Here is an 18,124-nt window from a genome sequence, read left to right as displayed (position 1 = left end):
GTGGTTCCTTCTAGTGGTTTAGTTCCTGATGTTGGTTTTGAAATCAACGAAAGCGTATTAAATTTCGGGATTTTAGGTGATGAAAACGAGCCTTTACTTGCTGCTGCTTTAGCTGATATTGAAAGTAGCTTAGGAAGATATAGCATTGACCAAAGTATAAGAAATACACCTCAATTAACTCCTGTAAAAAAAGATATAAATCTAAAACCTTTTGAAGATGAAATGTATATAGATAATGAGTTTATATCCATTATTAAAAAAGAATTTAATCAATAAAAAAATCCGCTCGAAATGAGCGGATTTTTTGTTTTATAAACTTAGGTTAAAACCTATATTAACGTTTCTTCCTCGTGTTGAATACCCAAATAATTCTTGGTAATCTTCATTAAGGATATTGTTAACGTTAGCAAACAACTTTAACTTGTTCTCCAAAATAGTATGGCTTACGTAAAAGTCTAATAAGCTATAACTTTTTAAAGTAACGTCTTCTGTTGTAAAAGTAGTATTGTTAAAATAGGCATCATTTCTATCATCATTATATTGGTACGCTAAACTTAAAAATGTAGCATCAGATAGTTTATAATCCAATCGTGCATTTCCTTTCAATTCAGGAATTCTTAAATTCAAATCATCTTCTACCTTTGTATAGGTAACATTAGCGTTTAATTTTAGCGCGTTTGTAATACTATAATCAGCTGTAAATTCTAAACCACTTGCTGTAAAATCCTCATCTACATTATCGTATTGGTACACAAAATTACCCATGTCCACAAAATCGATAAAATTAGTTTCGTTTCTAGTAAAATACACTAAACTGAACGTAGCTTTATCTTTAATTCCTGCTTCAATACCAACTTCTATAGTTTCATTTTCTTCAGGTTTTAAATCGGCATTTCCATAAGCAGGTTCAAATAATTGATACAATGAAGGTGTAATATATGCTGTACTGTAACTAGCCATTCCTTTTAAATATCCAAAATTGAAGCTTTTTCTATAGGAAGGATTTAAACTGTAAACCAAATGACTTCCATATTCGCTATGGTTGTTTAAACGTGCTCCAGCATTTACATTTAAACCAAAATCAGAAACATACACCACATTAGCATAAGGATCAACAATGTTGAATGTTGCTGTTTCTGGATCAATGCTTTGTTCTAAATTGGTTGATCCAAATGGAATTGCAAAACTTTCCATATCATTCTCCTGAAAATTCACACCTAAAATAGTATAGAATTTATCATTAAAATTATATCTATTAAAAAGGTCTGCCACCAAACTTGTAGCATAGTATTCAGCAGGATAACTCGACTCCACAATACGTTCAACATCATTATACGCAGCGTTTAAAGTAATGCTTCCTTTGTTATAACTAAACTCTGGCGCAATCCCAATACGATACTGCTTACTTGTAGAATGGTTGTTTGCATCTGAAAACGTTGAAGCGTCATCAAAATCGGCTTTAAACTTATCAAAACTTGCATAAGCATTCAGTTTAAATTGCTTGGAAAATGTGTATCCTAATTTCACATTACCATTTATAGCATTGTAAGCATCAGATTCGGTTCCAGCCTCCATTGCAGATAAACCATCAGTAAACTGATTACCAAAACTAGCTAAGTAATTAAACTCACCAATGGTTCCATTTACTGACACGCTATTTCTAAAATCTTCGATAGCATAATTACTATCATCATGTGATTGGTTAGTACCAAAAACACTTCTAAAGTTAGCTGAAACAGCATCTTTTGAAGCTTTTTTAAGTTTAATATTGATTACTGCGGTTGCAGCTCCAGTACCATATAATGTACTAGACGCACCTTTTAAAATCTCAATACTCTCTACTTGATCTGGATTTAACAAACGTAAATCGTAATCGTTAGCTATTTGCGAAGGATCGGTTAATGCAATACCATCTATCAATACCAAAACCTGACGGTTTCTCCCACCTCGAACGTAATATGCTAAATTTTGTCCAGCGTTACTTTTTGTTCCGTTAATTTCAATTCCTGCTGTAGCATTGATAATTTCAGCTATGGTTTTTCCTTGTAAATGCTGAAGTTCTTCTTGGGTGATTTTGGTAATTACTTTACCAGAATTTTCACGTTTTAAGTTGAATTTTGAGTCGGTAATAACGACCTCATCTAGTTGTTCTACTTGCGTAGAATCAGTTTGCTGTTGTGCAAATCCAAAAATTGAAGTAGCACAAAACACACCAAAAAACAATGTTTTTTTGTTCATTTTAAAATTAATTGTTCGAGAAAGTATGGTAATGCATACTCAAACCTTTATCCCGAAAGTTCGACTTATTATTTTTTTGAAATTGGCAGGTCTCCTGACTTGCGTCTCCGTGCTGGTCTTCCCAAAGTTGTCATTGCGAATCGCGCAATTGGCGAGATGTGGCAATCTTACTTCAGTGACTTTAGAAGTATAACACGAAGCTTGTTAGCTTACAGTTGCGGGAACAGTTCTGGACTTGAAAATAATACTCTCACCAGATTCCCTTTTAATCGAGATTAAAACAACAATCTCGAACCAAAATTCGCCGCAAAATTAAACATTTTGTTTAATGTTTTACCTATAAGGTTAAATAATATTACTTTTGAATGAAAATAAATACACAGTGAGAAAACTATTTCCAATTCTACTTTTAATTATCTGTTTTGCGTGTAAGACAGAAAAAGAAAAGTTATTACTAGAAAAAATACAAGGTAAAGAAGTACACTTGAAATATGCCAAAGGGTTTAATATTAAGGACTACGAAACCTACTTAATATTAACCATTAATAATCCTTGGCCTAAAGCTGAAAAAGGATATAAGTTTGCTTTACTTAAAGATGGTTATGACGCAAATTTTTGGTCAACAGAAAAAGTTCGTTTTGATGATATATTTGAAATACCTGTTGAAAAAACAGTCGTGACATCTACAACACATATTCCTGCTTTAGAATTATTAGGTGTCGAGCATACTTTAGTAGGTTTTCCTGGTACTGACTATATTTCATCTGAAAAAACCAGAGCTTTAATAAACGCTGAAAGCATTAGAGAATTAGGAAAGAATGAAGGTATCAATACCGAAGTTTTGCTAGAGTTACAACCTGAAGTTGTTGTAGGTTTTGGTATTGATGGCAATAATAAAACCTTTGAAACCATTAAAAAATCTGGTATTCCAGTCATGTACAATGGCGATTGGGTTGAAAAATCACCACTTGCAAAAGCCGAATGGATTAAATTTTTTGGAGCTCTTTACAACAAAACTGCTGAAGCTGATTCTATTTTCAACAGTATTGAAAAAGAGTACAACGATGCAAAACTACTAGCCTCAAAAGTTAGAAAAACACCAACTATTTTAAGTGGTGCGCTTCATAAAGATGTTTGGTATTTACCAAGTGGCACAAGCCCTGAAGCACAACTTTTAAAAGACGCCAACGTAAATTACCTTTGGCAAGATGTGGCTGGTGAAGGCAGTTTAGCATTAAGTTTTGAAGCTGTTTTTACCAAAGGAAAATCGGCTGATATTTGGTTAAGTCCGTCGTATTATAATTCATTAGAAGCTTTAAAAAACGCTAACGAACACTACACCGAATTTGATGCTTTTAAAAACAAAACAGTATATTCATTTGTAAATGTTACAGGAGCAACTGGTGGCGTTACCTATTATGAAGAAGGCACTGCAAGACCTGATTTAGTTTTAAAAGACATTATAAAAGTGTGTCACTCAGAATTATTACCAGAATACGAAACTCATTTTTTTAAACCTTTGAAATAAGTTTAATTTTAAAAATCCATAACACTATCGAGTCCACGTTTAAGTCCTTTAAAAGTTCCTACTTTTTCAATAGCTAAAAGTCCACCTTTTACATAAGGTTCTGCGCTTGCTCCAGAATCGTGTCTGATAGAGAGTTTTTCATCTTTTAAACCAAAAATAGATTCTATAGCAATAACATGGCCTGGTAACCTAACCGAATGCACTTGGACTTCGTTTAATGAAGCACCTCGACTTGATTTTTCTCCAATAAGTTCATCTTCTGTTACAAACTTATTTGGCTTTTGAACTTTTGAAAGTCGATATGCTAGTTCTCTGGCTGTTCCGCTTGGTGCATCAATTTTATCCTCGTGTGTATAATCTATAATTTCAAAATTGGGAATGTATTTTGCTGCCATTTCTGAAAACTTTTGAAGCAAAACCACTGTTATGGCAAAATTTCCAACAGCTAAAACAGAAGTGTCATTTTTACTTGCTTCATGTGCTATTGTTTCATAATCTGCTTCTGTTAATCCTGAAGTTCCTATTACCACTTTTTTACCATGTTTTAATGCTGAAATAATATTTGTTTTTGCTACATCTGGCTTTGTATATTCAACTAAAACATCAAAATCGGTTTCTTTTAATGCTGTTTCAATATTATCGTAAATTGGAATTGCTTCTGAATCTATATTTAATACTTCGGCTAAATTCTCTCCTTTATGTCGTCTTGATAATGCACCCATAAGTTGCATATTGGCATTGTTAAAAACTCCCTTACTTAATGCAGATCCAGCCCAACCTGTTCCGCCTGCTATAAATACTTTTATCATAATGCTTGTGTTTTATTATTACGATTCTTTTTTAGTTTTCTTAAATGATAAATGTGTATGATGCAAAATATAACTCCTGCTATTACTAACGGACTTGATTTTAAAAACAAACCATAAATAATATAGAAAAAACTAGAGATGAGATGCCATAAACGAAATGTTCCCATATCTTTTTTGGTAATTGCAAAAAAACCTGTTGCAATGGCCAAATACCCTAAAATTTCAGCTATCCAATTCATTATTTTTTAAATGTGTTAACGTTCTTTCCATGTAGTTTTTTTCAGTTACTAAATTCTCAAAAGCGGTTAAATCCTTTATAAAATTTGGACTTTCTTCTAATAGTTCTTTAGTGGTTTTTATACAAGCATCCCAATGTTTATGAAAATCAGGAAGTTTCTCTTTTGCTTTTTCAGATAATTCTAAAAGCTGTTTTCTTGAGTCTGTTTTATCAACTTTTGTATTTATATAATCCTTCTTTTTCATCTTATTCACAATCTTAATACATGCAGGATGCGACATTCTTAACTCTTGAGAAATCTCTGTGATAGTTAATGATTCATGTTTTTCTAATATTAAAAAAATAAGATGCCAATTAGGTTCTATGTCTAGGTTTACCGATTTGTAATAATCTCTTGTACTGTATAAAAGATCATCACTTAAACGTTTAATCCTACTATTAATTCCTGCTAATCCTATTTCTATTAAAAAATCCATTAATCATATGTTTTTACGTAACCAGTTACGCAAATGTATTAAATTTATTGTAACTGGTTACGTTTATTTGAAATTTTATGAAAAATTTATATTGAAACTAAAGTCCTTATTTTCGGCTAAATTTTAGAACTTTGCCTTTTGCATACTATATATTCTGATGAATAAATAATAAATTCACTTTATTGAAAACCAAAGTCAAATATCCTTTTGTAATACTTACAATAACACTTATTGTATGTTTTTTAGGTAATATCAGCCTAGGTTCGGTATCTATTCCTGTAACATCCGTATTTAAAAGTTTATTAACATCCATTGACAACGATTCTTGGCATTACATTATTCACAACTATAGATTACCAAAAGCATTTACAGCAGTTTTAGTAGGTTCTGGATTGGGCATTTCCGGATTATTAATGCAAACCTTGTTTAGAAACCCATTGGCTGGTCCGTTTGTGTTAGGTATTAGCTCTGGAGCTAGTTTAGGAGTCGCTATTATAATTCTTGGTGCAGGAATTTTTGGTGGCAGTCTTGCTACACTTTTACTTTCAAAATGGAGCGTGGTTATTGCGGCTAGTTTAGGTAGTTTTTTAGTGTTATTATCTGTTTTAGCTGTGTCTTTAAAAGTAAGAGATACCATGGCTATTTTAATCATTGGGTTAATGTTTGGTAGCATTACTTCTGCGGTTGTCAGCGTACTCTCCTACTTTAGTTCAGCCGAACAACTACAACAATACATTTTTTGGGGATTTGGTAGTTTAGGAAACCTATCTTGGAACGAGTTGTTTATTTTCTTCTGCATTTATCTCCTAGGATTATTTATGAGTATCATCTCAATCAAAGCCTTGAATACACTTTTATTGGGTGAAAATTACGCTAAAAGTCTTGGGTTGAACATTAATCAAAGTCGGTTTATCATTATAATTGCAACAAGTTTATTAGCAGGAACTATTACAGCTTTTGCTGGACCAATTGCTTTCATAGGATTAGCAATTCCGCATATGGTACGTCAAGTTTTTACAACAGCCAACCACAAAGTGTTATTACCTGCTGTGTTTTTGTTTGGTGCCATAGTCATGCTTATTTGTGATAGCATTGCGCAATTACCAACAAGCGATTACACTTTACCTATTAACGCCATAACCTCATTAATTGGTGCGCCTGTTGTGATTTGGTTATTGGTACGTAAACGTAAAATGTTGTTTTGAATGAGAAATAAGAATCAAGATAAATGAACCAAGACTGTCATTCCACACTTGATGCGGAATCCAAAAAAATAGATTCTGCGTCGTAGCGCAGAATGACAAAACAAAATATTTGTGACAAAAACGCAACCACATACTATTCTAAAAACTAAAAGTCTAACCATAGGTTACACACAAAAAAAGCATCAAACCGTTGTTGCTGATGATGTAAACATTGCGCTACAACAAGGTGAATTGGTCGGTTTGGTTGGTGCTAATGGCATTGGAAAATCCACCTTGTTACGAACACTTACTAAAGTACAACCACCACTTAATGGCTCTGTTTTTATTAACGATAAATTACTTGAAAACTCCTCGCATTTAGAGCTTTCCAAGAGCTTGAGCGTAGTACTTACCGAACAACCTGCATCAAAAAATTTGACCGTTTTTGAACTCGTTGCTTTAGGCAGACAACCTTACACCAATTGGGTTGGTAATCTTTCAGAAAACGATATGTCTATTATTGAAAACGCGTTATTACAAACCAATATTCAACAATTAAAAGACAAAAAGTGCTTTGAATTAAGCGATGGTCAACTACAAAAAGTCATGATTGCACGAGCGTTGGCTCAAGACACGCATTTAATTATTCTAGATGAACCTACAACCCATCTAGACATGTACCATAAAGCCTATATTTTAAAGCTTTTAAAAACCTTGGCAAAAGACACCAACAAAACCATTTTGTTTTCTTCTCACGAAATTGATTTAGCCATTCAACTGTGTGATAAAATGATAGTGATGACACATTCACAAGTAATTTCAGACACGCCTTGTAACTTAATTTCAAAAGGTGTTTTTAATGAATTGTTTCCAGAAGACATGATCGCTTTTGATGAGAAAACTGGAAGTTTTAGAGTGAAAAAGTAATGCTTTGAAAATGAAACAAATTTAAAACCGTAATTTAGGTTTCTGTTTCAAATTCGATTTCAATTTCAGACTAAATCATTTATCTTTGATAAAATTCATTTCACTGTATGACCGAAACACTCATTTTATTTATCGCTATTATTTTTTCTGCTGGAATTGGTGCTTTTTTGGGCTTAAAATTTGCTCAATTAAAAAGCAAAGGAAATACGAGCACGCTTGAAGAACGCAATACCAACTTAAGCAAACAGCTTGAAGATTTAAAATTAAATACCGAATCTGAAAACCAAAAACAAAACGCACTTTTTAATCAGCAATTACAAGATTTAAAAGACACTATTTCTAAAATTGAAACAGAACGCGAAACCATTAGAAAAGAAAAAGACCTTTTAAATACCGAACTTTCCAGAAGAAATACAGAGCTTGAAAACCTTCAAGAACAAAACCTTAAACGTGACGAAGAGCTTGCTAAACAACAAGAGCAACTGCGTAAAGATTTTGAGTTAATGGCAAGTAAAATTCTTGATGAAAAAAGTGAAAAATTCACCATTCAGAATAAAGAAAACATTAAACAAATTCTGAATCCGCTTCAAGAAAAAATCCAGACGTTTGAAAAGAAAGTTGAAGATTCTCAAAAGGAAAGTATCAGCATGCATTCGGCTTTAAAAGAGCAACTTTTAGGACTTAAAGATCTTAATCAAAAAATGACCATAGAAGCCAATAACCTAACCAAAGCTTTAAAAGGCGACAGCAAAATGCAAGGTAATTGGGGCGAATTGGTTTTGGAGCGTGTATTAGAAAAATCTGGATTGGAAAAAGACCGCGAATATTTTGTTCAACAAAACTTTAATCGTGAAGATGGTTCGCGTGTTATGCCTGATGTTGTACTACATTTACCAGACGGTAAACGCATGATTATAGATAGTAAAGTATCACTTACCGATTACGAACGTTTTGCAAATGCTGAAGATGACGAAAAAGCAATGCATTTAAAAGCGCACGTTAACTCTATAAACAAACACGTTAATCAGCTTTCAGAAAAGAAATACGAGGATTTATACGATATGGAATCTCCAGATTTTGTATTGATGTTTATTCCTATTGAACCTGCTTTTGCCATTGCTATAAACGAAGACAATACGCTTTATAACAAAGCTTTTGAGAAGAATATAGTAATCGTTACGCCTTCTACTCTTTTAGCTACATTGCGCACTGTTGACACAATGTGGAGCAACGAAAAGCAACAGCGTAATGCCTTGGAAATCGCAAAACAAGCTGGTGCACTTTATGATAAATTTGAAGGTTTAGTTTCTGATTTAACAGGTGTTGGCAAAAAAATAGATGCTGCCAAAAGTGACTATTCAGCAGCGATGAATAAACTAGTTGAAGGCAAAGGAAACATTATTGGTCGTGTAGAAAAACTTAAAAAAATGGGTGCCAAAGCAAAAAAATCACTACCAGAACCAATTTTAAAACGCGCTATAAACGATGACGATGAGTAAACACAATTTTAAACCCGTTGATTCTTCTAGAGTTTCTATCTCTCAACTTATGCAACCTTCGCACTCCAATTTTGGTGGAAAAATTCATGGTGGTTATATTTTAAGTTTAATGGATCAGATTGCTTTTGCTTGCGCCTCAAAACATTCTGAAGCTTATTGTGTAACAGCATCGGTTGATACGGTTGATTTTTTAAACCCTATTGAAATTGGTGAGTTGGTTACCATGAAAGCCTCGGTAAATTATGTTGGTCGTACATCCATGGTTGTTGGTATTCGTGTGGAATCTGAAAACATTCAAACCGGAACTGTAAAGCATTGTAATTCGTCTTACTTTACTATGGTTGCTAAAGACGATAATGGAAAAACTGTTGATGTTCCTGGTTTAATTTTAAACGATAAAACCGAAGTAAAACGGTTTTTAAAAGCCATAAAACGTAAAGACACTAAAATACATCGTCAACAAGAGTTTAGTAGTGATTCCTTTGCTCTTGATAATTACATTGAAGACTTAAAAGGCTACAAGATTAAGATAGAATTACCTGAAAGCTAATAGTATTACTGCTTTACAAATCGTCTGGTTTGTGTGAAGTTATTAGCAGATACTTTTACTAAATAAACACCTGTATTCCATTTAGAAACATCAATTGAAGCTGTTAGTGAGTTAAGTTCCTTAGAATACACCCTTTTTCCTAGTACATCATACACATTTACAACAGCATTTTGTTGTCCTTGTGGCAAACGAATATTTAACTTAGTCGTAGCTGGATTAGGTGAGATTGTGAATTCTTGACTTGCTTGAGAAACCTCTTCATCCCCTAATGTGAACGATTGCATAGTAATTCCTTTATTTTCTCCATGATAACCTATAGTATAGCTAAACCCAAAAGACCAAACTAACTCAATAGAAGTATCAGATGTAGAAAACACATAATCATTTGTTTCTCCCGTATCTAAAGCTCTAGTAGCTACTATTGTTCTTTGTTCTCCATCTAATGTGTTAGATGTTATTGTCCAGTTTTGGTTCGCATCGACAGAAGGTTCAATTCCACTAGCATCAGAACCATCTGGTTGCCCAGGAAAACCAAAATATCTATCAGAAATAGAAGTTCCGTCATATATAACAACATCATCACCAGCAATCATACTTGATGTTCCAAATCCTAAACCTAAAAAACGATTATCTGGTCCGTCTAAAGTTAAAGTCACTAACGTTGAGGTAACATCAATTTGTGCAGAATAATACAACTCACCATCATCTAATAACACAATCTCTCCAGTAGAATAGGTTTGACAGAAAGCTAATGATGTCATTAAAAATGCAACTAAAAAAAGCGTAATTTTATTCATAAATAGGTTTATTTACAGCTAATATAATAAATTATGTGATTGATTGATAAGTTTTTATTTAATCAAAAAAGCCATTGACAAAAATCAATGGCTTAAATTTATTTAACTGACTATCAGCCTACTGCTTCACAAAGCGCTTAGTAGAGATATTATTTTGTGTAGCTAACCTCACTAAATACACACCACTATTCCATTTTGAAATATCAATAGTAGTCGATAATTGATTAAGCTCTTTAGTGTATATTTTTTTACCTAATACATCAAACACTTCCATTTTTACAACACCATCTATTCTAGGTACAGATATATTAAATCTTGATTTAGCTGGATTTGGAATTATTGAAAACTCTGTTGCAACAACCTCTTCATTACTTAATGTAAAAGATTGCATTGTGATTCCTCTATTAGAAAATCCATGATAGTCTAAAACAAAACTTGATTCAAACCCTCTTGCCCAAACCAAATTTATAGATGACGCAGACGTTGTAAACACATAATCATTAACATTTCCGGTATCTCTATCTCTTGTTGCAACTAATGTTCTTACTCCTGAAGTAACATTATTAGACATAATTGTCCAATCTTGTCTTTCATCTAAAGTTGGCGTAAAACCTGTAGCAGGTTGATCATTAGGCTGACCAGGATACCCAAAATGTCTATCAGTAAGGTCAGTACCATCAAAAATAACAACATCCCTTCCTGAGGTCATGCTTGTTGCGTCAAAACCTAAACCAAGCCATCTGTCACTTGGTCCAATTAGCGTTAATGTTACTTCATCTGATGTGACATCAATCTGCGCTGAGTATTCTAATCCAGGTGTTGTAGACAATTCCATCATACCTGTAGAATAGCTTTGACTAAACGTATATGTTGTTAAACTTAAAAAAGCTATTAAAGCCAAAGTAGTTTTTTTCATATTTATATTATTTTACAATAAGATTAATAATTTCCTCATCTTGAGTCATATTCGCGTAATCTATTGCTGTATTTCCTCTATTATCTTTAGTACTCGTGTCTGCATTCGCCTCAACCAATTGTTTAATTATGGTTTTGTTTCGCATAATAATAGCATAATGTAAAGGAGAGGTTCCATTAGCATCGGCTAAATTTGGGTCTGCACCATGCTCTAAAAGTACTTTAACAACTGCTTCTCTGTTTTTATAAACTGCAGCCATTAATGGTGTTCCGTATTTACTTTCGCCATCAATATCCTCAACTTTTGATGCTAAAAATATAGCGACCTCATCATTTCCTCTGTAGCATGCCAATGTTAATGGAGAATATCCTGAAGCATCAACCACATTAATAGTGTCTGGGTTTTTAGCAATTAATTCTTTTACATCATCAATTGTACCAAAACGTGCTGCATCAAAAATATTTTGCTGGGAAAAAGCAAAACCTGATACTAATACACTCACTATTAACAAAAAGCCTTTTAGCTTCATTCTATACTACTTGAGTTACACAAGGCTAAAGTAGTAATTTTTAGGAGATTGTATTAACCGTTTATCGATTTTTACTGCTATTTGCTCAAATACATTTTACGTCTTGAGTACAAGTTGTAAAATTCATCGTCTTTTAGGCTATCAATAAACAAGATACTTTCTCCTGTACTCTTCATTTCTGGTCCTAACTTTTTATTTACGTTTGGAAACTTATTAAATGAGAATACTGGTTGCTTTATTGCATAACCTTCAAGCTTAGGCTTAAAGTCAAAATCGGTTACTTTTTTATCGCCTAACATGATTTTAGTAGCATAGTTTACATAAGGTTCGCCATACGCTTTTGCTATGAAAGGTACAGTACGAGACGCTCTAGGGTTAGCTTCTATTATGTAAACTTTATCATCTTTAATAGCAAACTGAATATTGATTAATCCAACTGTATTTAAAGCTAATGCAATCTTTTTGGTGTGATCTTTTATTTGTTCTAATACTAAATCTCCAAGGTTAAAAGGAGGTAATGTTGCATTACTATCACCTGAGTGGATTCCGCAAGGTTCAATATGCTCCATTATACCAATAATGTAAACGTTTTCACCATCACAAATAGCATCTGCTTCTGCTTCAATAGCACCATCTAAATAATGGTCTAATAAGAGTTTGTTATTTGGTATTTTACGAAGTAAGTCAACAACATGCTCTTCTAGTTCCTTCTTGTTAATTACAATTTTCATGCCTTGACCTCCTAATACATAAGATGGTCTTACCAAGATTGGGAAATCTAACTTATCAGCTACAGCTAAGGCTTCATCAGCAGTTTCGGCAGTATCAAACTCTGGATAAGGAATGTTATTCTCTTTAAGTAAGGTAGAGAAGCTTCCTCTATCTTCAGCTAAATCTAAAGATTGGTATGTAGTTCCGATAATTTTTATTCCGTAACGGTCTAATTTTTCAGCAAGTTTAAGTGCTGTTTGACCGCCAAGTTGAACGATGACACCTTCTGGTTTTTCATGACGAATGATGTCGTAAATATGTTCCCAGAATACTGGTTCAAAGTACAGTTTATCAGCGATGTCAAAATCGGTTGAAACGGTTTCAGGATTACAATTAATCATAATTGTTTCGTAACCACATTCTGAACTCGCCAACACACCATGAACACAGCAATAATCAAATTCAATTCCTTGTCCAATTCTGTTTGGTCCAGAACCTAAAACAATTATTTTTTTCTTATCTGAAACTACACTTTCATTAGCTGAATATAGTTTACCATCAGCTGTTTCTAATTCGTTTTCAAATGTAGAATAGTAATATGGTGTTTGTGCTTTAAACTCAGCAGCACATGTATCTACAAGTTTATAAACACGATTAATTTTTAACTCATCACGTTTGTTATAGACTTCACTTTCTAAACAGTTTAGCATGTGCGCAATTTGACGATCTCCATACCCTTTTTGTTTAGCTTCTAGCAATAAGTCTCTGTCTATAGTATCTATAGTGAATGTTGAAATTTCTTTTTCCAACATATACAATTCTTCGTATTGCTTTAAGAACCACATATCTATTTTTGTGATTTCATGAATTCTGCTTAATGGAATTCCCATTTGAATAGCATCATAAATCACAAATACACGATCCCAACTTGCATAAGTAAGTTTCTCGATTATTTGGTCATAATCTTTATACCCTTTACCATCTGCACCAAGACCATTTCGTTTTATTTCCAATGATTGTGTTGCTTTATGAAGTGCTTCTTGGAATGAACGACCAATTGCCATCACTTCTCCAACAGCTTTCATTTGAAGTCCTAATGTTCTATCAGAACCTTCAAACTTATCAAAGTTCCAACGAGGTATTTTTACGATTACGTAGTCTAAAGTTGGCTCAAACAATGCCGAAGTAGACTTGGTAATTTGATTTTCTAATTCATCTAAATGATACCCAATAGCCAACTTAGCAGCAATTTTTGCAATAGGATAACCTGTTGCTTTACTCGCTAATGCTGAAGAACGCGATACACGAGGGTTAATTTCAATAGCGATAATTTCTTCTTCTTCATCTGGACTTACCGCAAACTGTACGTTACATCCTCCTGCAAAATCACCTATACTACGCATCATAAGTATAGCCATATCACGCATTTTCTGGAATGTACTATCAGAAAGTGTCATTGCAGGCGCCACAGTAATAGAGTCTCCAGTATGAATTCCCATTGGATCCATATTTTCAATAGTACAAATAATAACTACGTTATCATTCTTATCACGTAATAACTCTAACTCATACTCTTTCCAACCCATCATCGCTTTATCAATCATCACCTCATGAATTGGTGAGATTTCTAAACCTCTAGTCAAGGCTTCATCAAACTCTTCTTCATTGTAAACAATTGAAGCTCCAGCTCCACCCAAGGTAAACGACGCTCTAATACATAATGGAAAACCAAACTCTTGAGCTATTTCTTTACCTTTTAAAAACGAAGTTGCTGTAGCTTGTGGTGCCATTCCAACTCCAATTTTTAACATTAACTCTCTAAACTTCTCTCTGTCTTCGGTAATGTTAATTGCATCAATATTTACACCAATAATTTTTACACCAAAGTCTTCCCAAATCCCTTTTTCATCTGCTTCAATACAAAGGTTTAAAGCAGTTTGTCCTCCCATTGTTGGTAAAACAGCATCAATTTGCGGATGCTCTTTTAATATTTTAACAATAGATTTTGTATTAAGTGGCAACAAATACACATGATCTGCCATTTTTGGGTCAGTCATGATTGTTGCAGGATTAGAATTAATTAAAATGGTTTCGATTCCTTCTTCTCTTAACGATCGTAGTGCTTGAGATCCTGAGTAGTCAAACTCGCATGCTTGACCAATAATGATAGGTCCTGATCCAATAATTAATACAGAGCTTATGTTTTTATTCTTTGGCATTGTGTTGTGTTTTTTGGTTTACAAAAATAGGTATCTATTGGGTACAAAAAAAGGTGCTACACCTAAGTAACACCTCAAAATATTAACAATTGTTAATCATTATTTCTTATGTCTTGATTCTGAAGACACAGACAATTTCTTTCTTCCCTTAGCTCTTCTACGAGCAAGTACTTTTCTACCGTTAGCAGTAGCCATTCTTTCTCTAAAACCGTGTTTGTTTCTTCTCTTTCTTTTTGACGGTTGAAACGTTCTTTTACTCATTGTCTTATATCTTTAAAAAAATAATCTTAGTTTCCGTTAATTACTTTTGAAGTTTGTTTCAAAATTGGCTGCAAATATACAAAGACTTTTTACTTTGACAAATCAAAAGTTAAAAATATTTCCAATTGTTTTTACTAACTTTGCACACTCAAAAATTTAATAGAAAATATGTACAATAAAAATATAAAGTTAGTAATTGCTGTTTTAATTATTGGTTATGCCGTTTATCAATTTACCGAAGGCTACATTGGTAATGGTATTATGTTGATTTTACTTTCACTTATTTTTGTATTCCTTTATTTTAAAAACGAATTTATTCTTCTAGCCTTTTTAAAGCTTCGTAAGCAAGATTTTGATGGTGCAAAAAAATGGCTTGATAAAATTAAAAACCCTTCAGCTGCTTTAGTAAAAAAACAAGAAGGCTACTATAACTACTTACATGGTATCATGGTTTCTCAAACTAATATGAACGAAGCTGAAAAATACTTTAAAAAAGCGATTAGCCTAGGTTTATCTATGGATCATGATTTGGCAATGGCTAAATTAAACTTAGCAGGAATTGCTTTTTCTAAACGTAGAAAACAAGAGGCTCAAATCTTATTAAAAGAGGCTGAAACTCTTGATAAAAGAGGAATGTTGACCGACCAAATTAAAATGTTTAAGCAACAAATGAAAAAAACTGCTATTCCTAAACAGCAGTATGGTCAACCTACTTCGGCTAGACAAAACAGACGTAGCAGAAGATAACTTTTACAATAAAGGAGCCCAAAGCCTACAAAAAGATTCTTTAAGCCTACTTAATCTAGGTCTTTTTTGCCAGCTTTGTAAAGTTAATTGCTCGCTATCTTTAAGATCATCATTAAAAAACTTTTTAAGCGCCTTACTTTGTGTTTCTTCATAGATTAAAGCATTTATTTCAAAATTAATATTAAAGCTTCTATAATCCATATTAGAAGTTCCTACAGTACAAAAAATGTCATCAACAACTAATGTTTTAGCATGAACAAATCCTTTTTTGTATCGATAAATTTCCACTCCTGCTTCTAATAATGACTCCAAATAAGAGTTTGTAGCGTGTTCAGCAGTCCAAGAGTCAGAATGTTTTGGAATTAATAATTTCACCTCTACACCACTTTTTGCAGCTACTTGCATTGCAGTAATAACTTCATCATTAGGAATAAAATAAGGCGTGGTTATGTACACATATTTTTGGGCAGTAACTATAGCTGTAAAAATAGTCTCCATAATATTCGCCCAATCAGTATCTGGACCACTGGCTGCGATTTGCACTGGCACTTCTTCAGTAACTTCTATTTCAGGAAAAAAGGTTTTAGAAATTGGCAAATCAGTATTAGATACAAAATTCCAAGTGGTTAAAAAGTTTATCTGCAATGGCTTTACTGCTTCACCTTCAATTCTAAGGTGTGTATCTCTCCAATATGAGTTATCAGTTTCGTAGTTTACATAAGTATCAGAAATGTTTATACCTCCTAAATAACCAATACGTCCATCAATAACCACAATTTTTCTATGGTTTCTGTAGTTCATCTTTCCCGTGAATTTTGGAAACAACACAGGCATAAAAGGCGCAAACTCTACTCCACTTTCTTTAAGTTTCTTTTTTATTGCTTTTGAAAGTTTGCTTCCTACATCGTCAAAAGTTAATCTTACATTCACTCCTTCTATAGCTTTCTCACATAATACATCCAAAACTTGAGTACCTATTTTATCATCCTTTAGGATATAGTATTCCATGTGGATGTGAGATTGGGCTTGCTCTAAGTCTTTAAGTAATAGTTTAAATTTTTCTTCTCCGTTTTTAATCAGTTTAACTTTGTTATTGAGTGTTAAAGGCGACTGTTCGCTATTGTAAAGCAACTTTACAAGCTTTACTTTTTCGTCAAGAGTTTGCTTAATTTCTCTCTTTTCTTTGTTATTAAGTTGTAACTCTTTATTGATGTTTTTTACAACTCTTTTATTTAAAATATGTTTTCGGTTGAATATTTTGTTCTTTCGATATTCTTGTCCAAAGAAATAGTAAACTAACAACCCTAAAAAAGGAAAAAAAACCAAAACCATTATATAAGAAATGGTTTTGGTTGGGTTAATGTTTTTTAGAAGAATTGTTATTGCAGCAGAAATTGCCACAACATAATTAAGAACAATTAAAATGTTCCAAAAATTGTGCTTAACAAAATCAATCATTAAGGCGTTGTAGGATAGTATCCTTCTTTAGGTATTTCAATAAAATACTGCTTTCTAGAAGCATTGTTAAGATGATCTTCGCGCAACCAAGGATTATGGATTTTCAATATTTTGTAATTGATACCAAACTGTTTTGCAAATCTTGAAAAATCAGTCACCACAGTATCTACTGACACTTTATAGGTTGGTATATTTTTATACAAATCATTTTCTTTAAAATTGAATCCGTATTTTTTAGGGTTGCTTAAGATTTCTTTAAGTGCCACAATTCTAAATAGGTAACGTCCTGTTTCTTCACCTAAAAGTAAATCGTAGTAATCCGTTACACCTTGCTCTTTTAATCTTCTAGAAACACCAGCGTTTCCTGCATTGTAAGCAGCAGCAGCCAATGTCCAAGACCCTAGTCGTTCTTTAGAGTCTAAAAGGTATTTACAAGCAACCTCAGTAGCCTTTTCCAAATTATAACGTTCATCAACATTATCATTTACCTCAAGTCCATTTTCTCTTCCTGTTGCTTTCATAATTTGCCAAACACCTCTTGCTCCAGCTGGAGACACAGCGTTAGTTAATCCGCTTTCAATAACTGCTAAATACTTAAAATCGTCAGGAACACCATGTTTTTCCAAAATAGGCTCAATTACAGGAAAGTATTTTTCAGCTCTCTTAAACATTAACAATCCGTTAGATTGCCAATACGTATTTACTAAAAGCTCTCTATCCATACGCTCTAAAACATCTGGATCTTCTAACGGAACAGCTTCACCTGCAAACTCTAGATGATCTGGAACTGCTAAAGCATACACATTATAATCGTTGATTAATTTTTTCTGTTCTTCTTGTATTGTATTATCAGAAGGTGATTTTTGGGCTGCAAAAATAAAAAGCCCAGACAACGCTATTAAACCTACAGCAGCTAATATATTTTTTAAAGTTTTCATAAGTAACACTTATTTGTTTGACGTTTTTATGGTGAAAAGTTCATTTTTTTCAGCATTTACAACGCTTTGACACAATGAATATTTCACAAATTTGTTTTT

General features: G+C 33.0%; 18 protein-coding genes and 1 riboswitch. Of the genes, 7 read left to right on the top strand and 11 right to left on the bottom strand.

The genetic code is table 11. The annotated features are described in order from the left end of the window. Complete coding sequence (locus ABD011_RS13530; RefSeq protein ID WP_343799079.1) at positions 1 to 276, top strand: hypothetical protein; 276 nt, start codon at positions 1 to 3, stop codon at positions 274 to 276. A gap of 33 nt (positions 277 to 309) precedes the next feature. Here ABD011_RS13530 and ABD011_RS13525 read toward each other — a convergent pair whose 3' ends face one another. After that, positions 310 to 2,238, bottom strand: a complete 1,929-nt coding sequence (locus tag ABD011_RS13525; protein WP_343799077.1) for a TonB-dependent receptor plug domain-containing protein — start codon at positions 2,236 to 2,238, stop codon at positions 310 to 312. A gap of 67 nt (positions 2,239 to 2,305) precedes the next feature. Next, positions 2,306 to 2,552: riboswitch (cobalamin riboswitch) on the bottom strand. 68 nt (positions 2,553 to 2,620) lie between these two features. Here ABD011_RS13525 and ABD011_RS13520 point away from each other — a divergent pair. Further along, positions 2,621 to 3,766 (top strand): ABC transporter substrate-binding protein, encoded by a 1,146-nt coding sequence (locus ABD011_RS13520; RefSeq protein WP_343799075.1) that lies wholly within the window; start codon positions 2,621 to 2,623, stop codon positions 3,764 to 3,766. 8 nt (positions 3,767 to 3,774) lie between these two features. On the opposite strand, the gene dapB is transcribed toward ABD011_RS13520, so the two are convergent. From dapB to ABD011_RS13505, 3 genes are read right to left on the bottom strand one after another with little or no spacing between them, the layout of a single operon-like run. Next, a complete protein-coding gene (gene dapB / locus ABD011_RS13515) occupies positions 3,775 to 4,575 on the bottom strand; it encodes a 4-hydroxy-tetrahydrodipicolinate reductase (RefSeq protein WP_343799073.1) in 801 nt (266 codons plus the stop codon). After that, the gene (locus tag ABD011_RS13510; RefSeq protein ID WP_343799071.1) at positions 4,572 to 4,814 is read right to left on the bottom strand and encodes a YgjV family protein; all 243 of its coding nucleotides are present in this window, start codon (positions 4,812 to 4,814) and stop codon (positions 4,572 to 4,574) included. The genes dapB and ABD011_RS13510 overlap by 4 nt, the downstream gene beginning before the upstream one ends. Beyond that, complete coding sequence (locus ABD011_RS13505; RefSeq protein WP_131508458.1) at positions 4,798 to 5,289, bottom strand: MarR family winged helix-turn-helix transcriptional regulator; 492 nt, start codon at positions 5,287 to 5,289, stop codon at positions 4,798 to 4,800. The genes ABD011_RS13510 and ABD011_RS13505 overlap by 17 nt, the downstream gene beginning before the upstream one ends. Positions 5,290 to 5,471: 182 nt before the next feature. Here ABD011_RS13505 and ABD011_RS13500 point away from each other — a divergent pair, with 182 nt between their 5' ends. The 4 genes from ABD011_RS13500 (at position 5,472) to ABD011_RS13485 (ending at position 9,449) form a co-directional block, all read left to right on the top strand. Next, positions 5,472 to 6,494, top strand: a complete 1,023-nt coding sequence (locus tag ABD011_RS13500) for a FecCD family ABC transporter permease (RefSeq protein WP_343799068.1) — start codon at positions 5,472 to 5,474, stop codon at positions 6,492 to 6,494. 111 nt (positions 6,495 to 6,605) lie between these two features. Next, on the top strand, positions 6,606 to 7,400 hold the full coding sequence (locus ABD011_RS13495; protein WP_343799066.1) for an ABC transporter ATP-binding protein: 795 nt from the start codon (positions 6,606 to 6,608) through the stop codon (positions 7,398 to 7,400). A 107-nt stretch (positions 7,401 to 7,507) separates the two neighbouring features. Beyond that, positions 7,508 to 8,899 carry a DNA recombination protein RmuC gene (locus ABD011_RS13490; RefSeq protein WP_335976512.1) on the top strand — a complete coding sequence of 464 codons (1,392 nt, stop codon included), beginning with the start codon at positions 7,508 to 7,510 and terminating at the stop codon, positions 8,897 to 8,899. Beyond that, positions 8,886 to 9,449, top strand: coding sequence for an acyl-CoA thioesterase (locus ABD011_RS13485; protein WP_370450275.1), 564 nt, complete (start codon positions 8,886 to 8,888; stop codon positions 9,447 to 9,449). Before ABD011_RS13490 ends, ABD011_RS13485 begins: the two co-directional genes overlap by 14 nt. A 5-nt stretch (positions 9,450 to 9,454) precedes the next feature. On the opposite strand, the gene ABD011_RS13480 is transcribed toward ABD011_RS13485, so the two are convergent. The 5 genes from ABD011_RS13480 to rpmH form a co-directional block, all read right to left on the bottom strand. After that, complete coding sequence (locus tag ABD011_RS13480) at positions 9,455 to 10,246, bottom strand: T9SS type A sorting domain-containing protein (RefSeq protein WP_343799063.1); 792 nt, start codon at positions 10,244 to 10,246, stop codon at positions 9,455 to 9,457. Positions 10,247 to 10,364: 118 nt separating this feature from the next. Continuing rightward, positions 10,365 to 11,162, bottom strand: coding sequence for a T9SS type A sorting domain-containing protein (locus ABD011_RS13475; RefSeq protein ID WP_343799061.1), 798 nt, complete (start codon positions 11,160 to 11,162; stop codon positions 10,365 to 10,367). Positions 11,163 to 11,169: 7 nt separating this feature from the next. Beyond that, positions 11,170 to 11,691: an ankyrin repeat domain-containing protein gene (locus ABD011_RS13470; RefSeq protein WP_129761311.1), complete on the bottom strand. Its 522-nt coding sequence runs from the start codon at positions 11,689 to 11,691 to the stop codon at positions 11,170 to 11,172. Positions 11,692 to 11,768: 77 nt separating this feature from the next. Next, positions 11,769 to 14,621, bottom strand: coding sequence for a carbamoyl-phosphate synthase large subunit (gene carB, locus ABD011_RS13465; protein ID WP_343799059.1), 2,853 nt, complete (start codon positions 14,619 to 14,621; stop codon positions 11,769 to 11,771). A 99-nt stretch (positions 14,622 to 14,720) separates the two neighbouring features. Continuing rightward, positions 14,721 to 14,882: a 50S ribosomal protein L34 gene (gene rpmH / locus ABD011_RS13460; RefSeq protein ID WP_129761309.1), complete on the bottom strand. Its 162-nt coding sequence runs from the start codon at positions 14,880 to 14,882 to the stop codon at positions 14,721 to 14,723. A gap of 168 nt (positions 14,883 to 15,050) precedes the next feature. Here rpmH and ABD011_RS13455 point away from each other — a divergent pair, with 168 nt between their 5' ends. After that, the gene (locus ABD011_RS13455; RefSeq protein WP_343799056.1) at positions 15,051 to 15,629 is read left to right on the top strand and encodes a tetratricopeptide repeat protein; all 579 of its coding nucleotides are present in this window, start codon (positions 15,051 to 15,053) and stop codon (positions 15,627 to 15,629) included. A 3-nt stretch (positions 15,630 to 15,632) separates the two neighbouring features. On the opposite strand, the gene cls is transcribed toward ABD011_RS13455, so the two are convergent. Beyond that, a complete protein-coding gene (gene cls, locus ABD011_RS13450; RefSeq protein ID WP_343799054.1) occupies positions 15,633 to 17,087 on the bottom strand; it encodes a cardiolipin synthase in 1,455 nt (484 codons plus the stop codon). Continuing rightward, positions 17,087 to 18,025, bottom strand: a complete 939-nt coding sequence (locus tag ABD011_RS13445; protein ID WP_131508436.1) for a lytic transglycosylase domain-containing protein — start codon at positions 18,023 to 18,025, stop codon at positions 17,087 to 17,089. Before ABD011_RS13445 ends, cls begins: the two co-directional genes overlap by 1 nt. Positions 18,026 to 18,124: the final 99 nt, after the last annotated feature.

This window comes from Gaetbulibacter jejuensis, assembly GCF_039524015.1.
Taxonomy (GTDB): Bacteria; Bacteroidota; Bacteroidia; order Flavobacteriales; family Flavobacteriaceae; genus Gaetbulibacter_B; species Gaetbulibacter_B jejuensis.
Note: the sequence above shows the minus strand (reverse complement) of the source record. Positions and strands in the feature narration are given on the sequence as shown.

Excerpts from the sequence above, each read along its gene's own strand:
- ABD011_RS13525 (WP_343799077.1), bottom strand. The coding sequence starts at position 2,238 with ATGAACAAAAAAACATTGTTTTTTGGTGTGTTTTGTGCTACTTCAATT.
- dapB (WP_343799073.1), bottom strand. The coding sequence starts at position 4,575 with ATGATAAAAGTATTTATAGCAGGCGGAACAGGTTGGGCTGGATCTGCA.
- ABD011_RS13510 (WP_343799071.1), bottom strand. The coding sequence starts at position 4,814 with ATGAATTGGATAGCTGAAATTTTAGGGTATTTGGCCATTGCAACAGGT.
- ABD011_RS13505 (WP_131508458.1), bottom strand. The coding sequence starts at position 5,289 with ATGGATTTTTTAATAGAAATAGGATTAGCAGGAATTAATAGTAGGATT.
- ABD011_RS13490 (WP_335976512.1), top strand. The coding sequence starts at position 7,508 with ATGACCGAAACACTCATTTTATTTATCGCTATTATTTTTTCTGCTGGA.
- ABD011_RS13485 (WP_370450275.1), top strand. The coding sequence starts at position 8,886 with ATGACGATGAGTAAACACAATTTTAAACCCGTTGATTCTTCTAGAGTT.
- ABD011_RS13480 (WP_343799063.1), bottom strand. The coding sequence starts at position 10,246 with ATGAATAAAATTACGCTTTTTTTAGTTGCATTTTTAATGACATCATTA.
- ABD011_RS13475 (WP_343799061.1), bottom strand. The coding sequence starts at position 11,162 with ATGAAAAAAACTACTTTGGCTTTAATAGCTTTTTTAAGTTTAACAACA.
- ABD011_RS13470 (WP_129761311.1), bottom strand. The coding sequence starts at position 11,691 with ATGAAGCTAAAAGGCTTTTTGTTAATAGTGAGTGTATTAGTATCAGGT.
- carB (WP_343799059.1), bottom strand. The coding sequence starts at position 14,621 with ATGCCAAAGAATAAAAACATAAGCTCTGTATTAATTATTGGATCAGGA.
- rpmH (WP_129761309.1), bottom strand. The coding sequence starts at position 14,882 with ATGAGTAAAAGAACGTTTCAACCGTCAAAAAGAAAGAGAAGAAACAAA.
- ABD011_RS13455 (WP_343799056.1), top strand. The coding sequence starts at position 15,051 with ATGTACAATAAAAATATAAAGTTAGTAATTGCTGTTTTAATTATTGGT.
- cls (WP_343799054.1), bottom strand. The coding sequence starts at position 17,087 with ATGATTGATTTTGTTAAGCACAATTTTTGGAACATTTTAATTGTTCTT.
- ABD011_RS13445 (WP_131508436.1), bottom strand. The coding sequence starts at position 18,025 with ATGAAAACTTTAAAAAATATATTAGCTGCTGTAGGTTTAATAGCGTTG.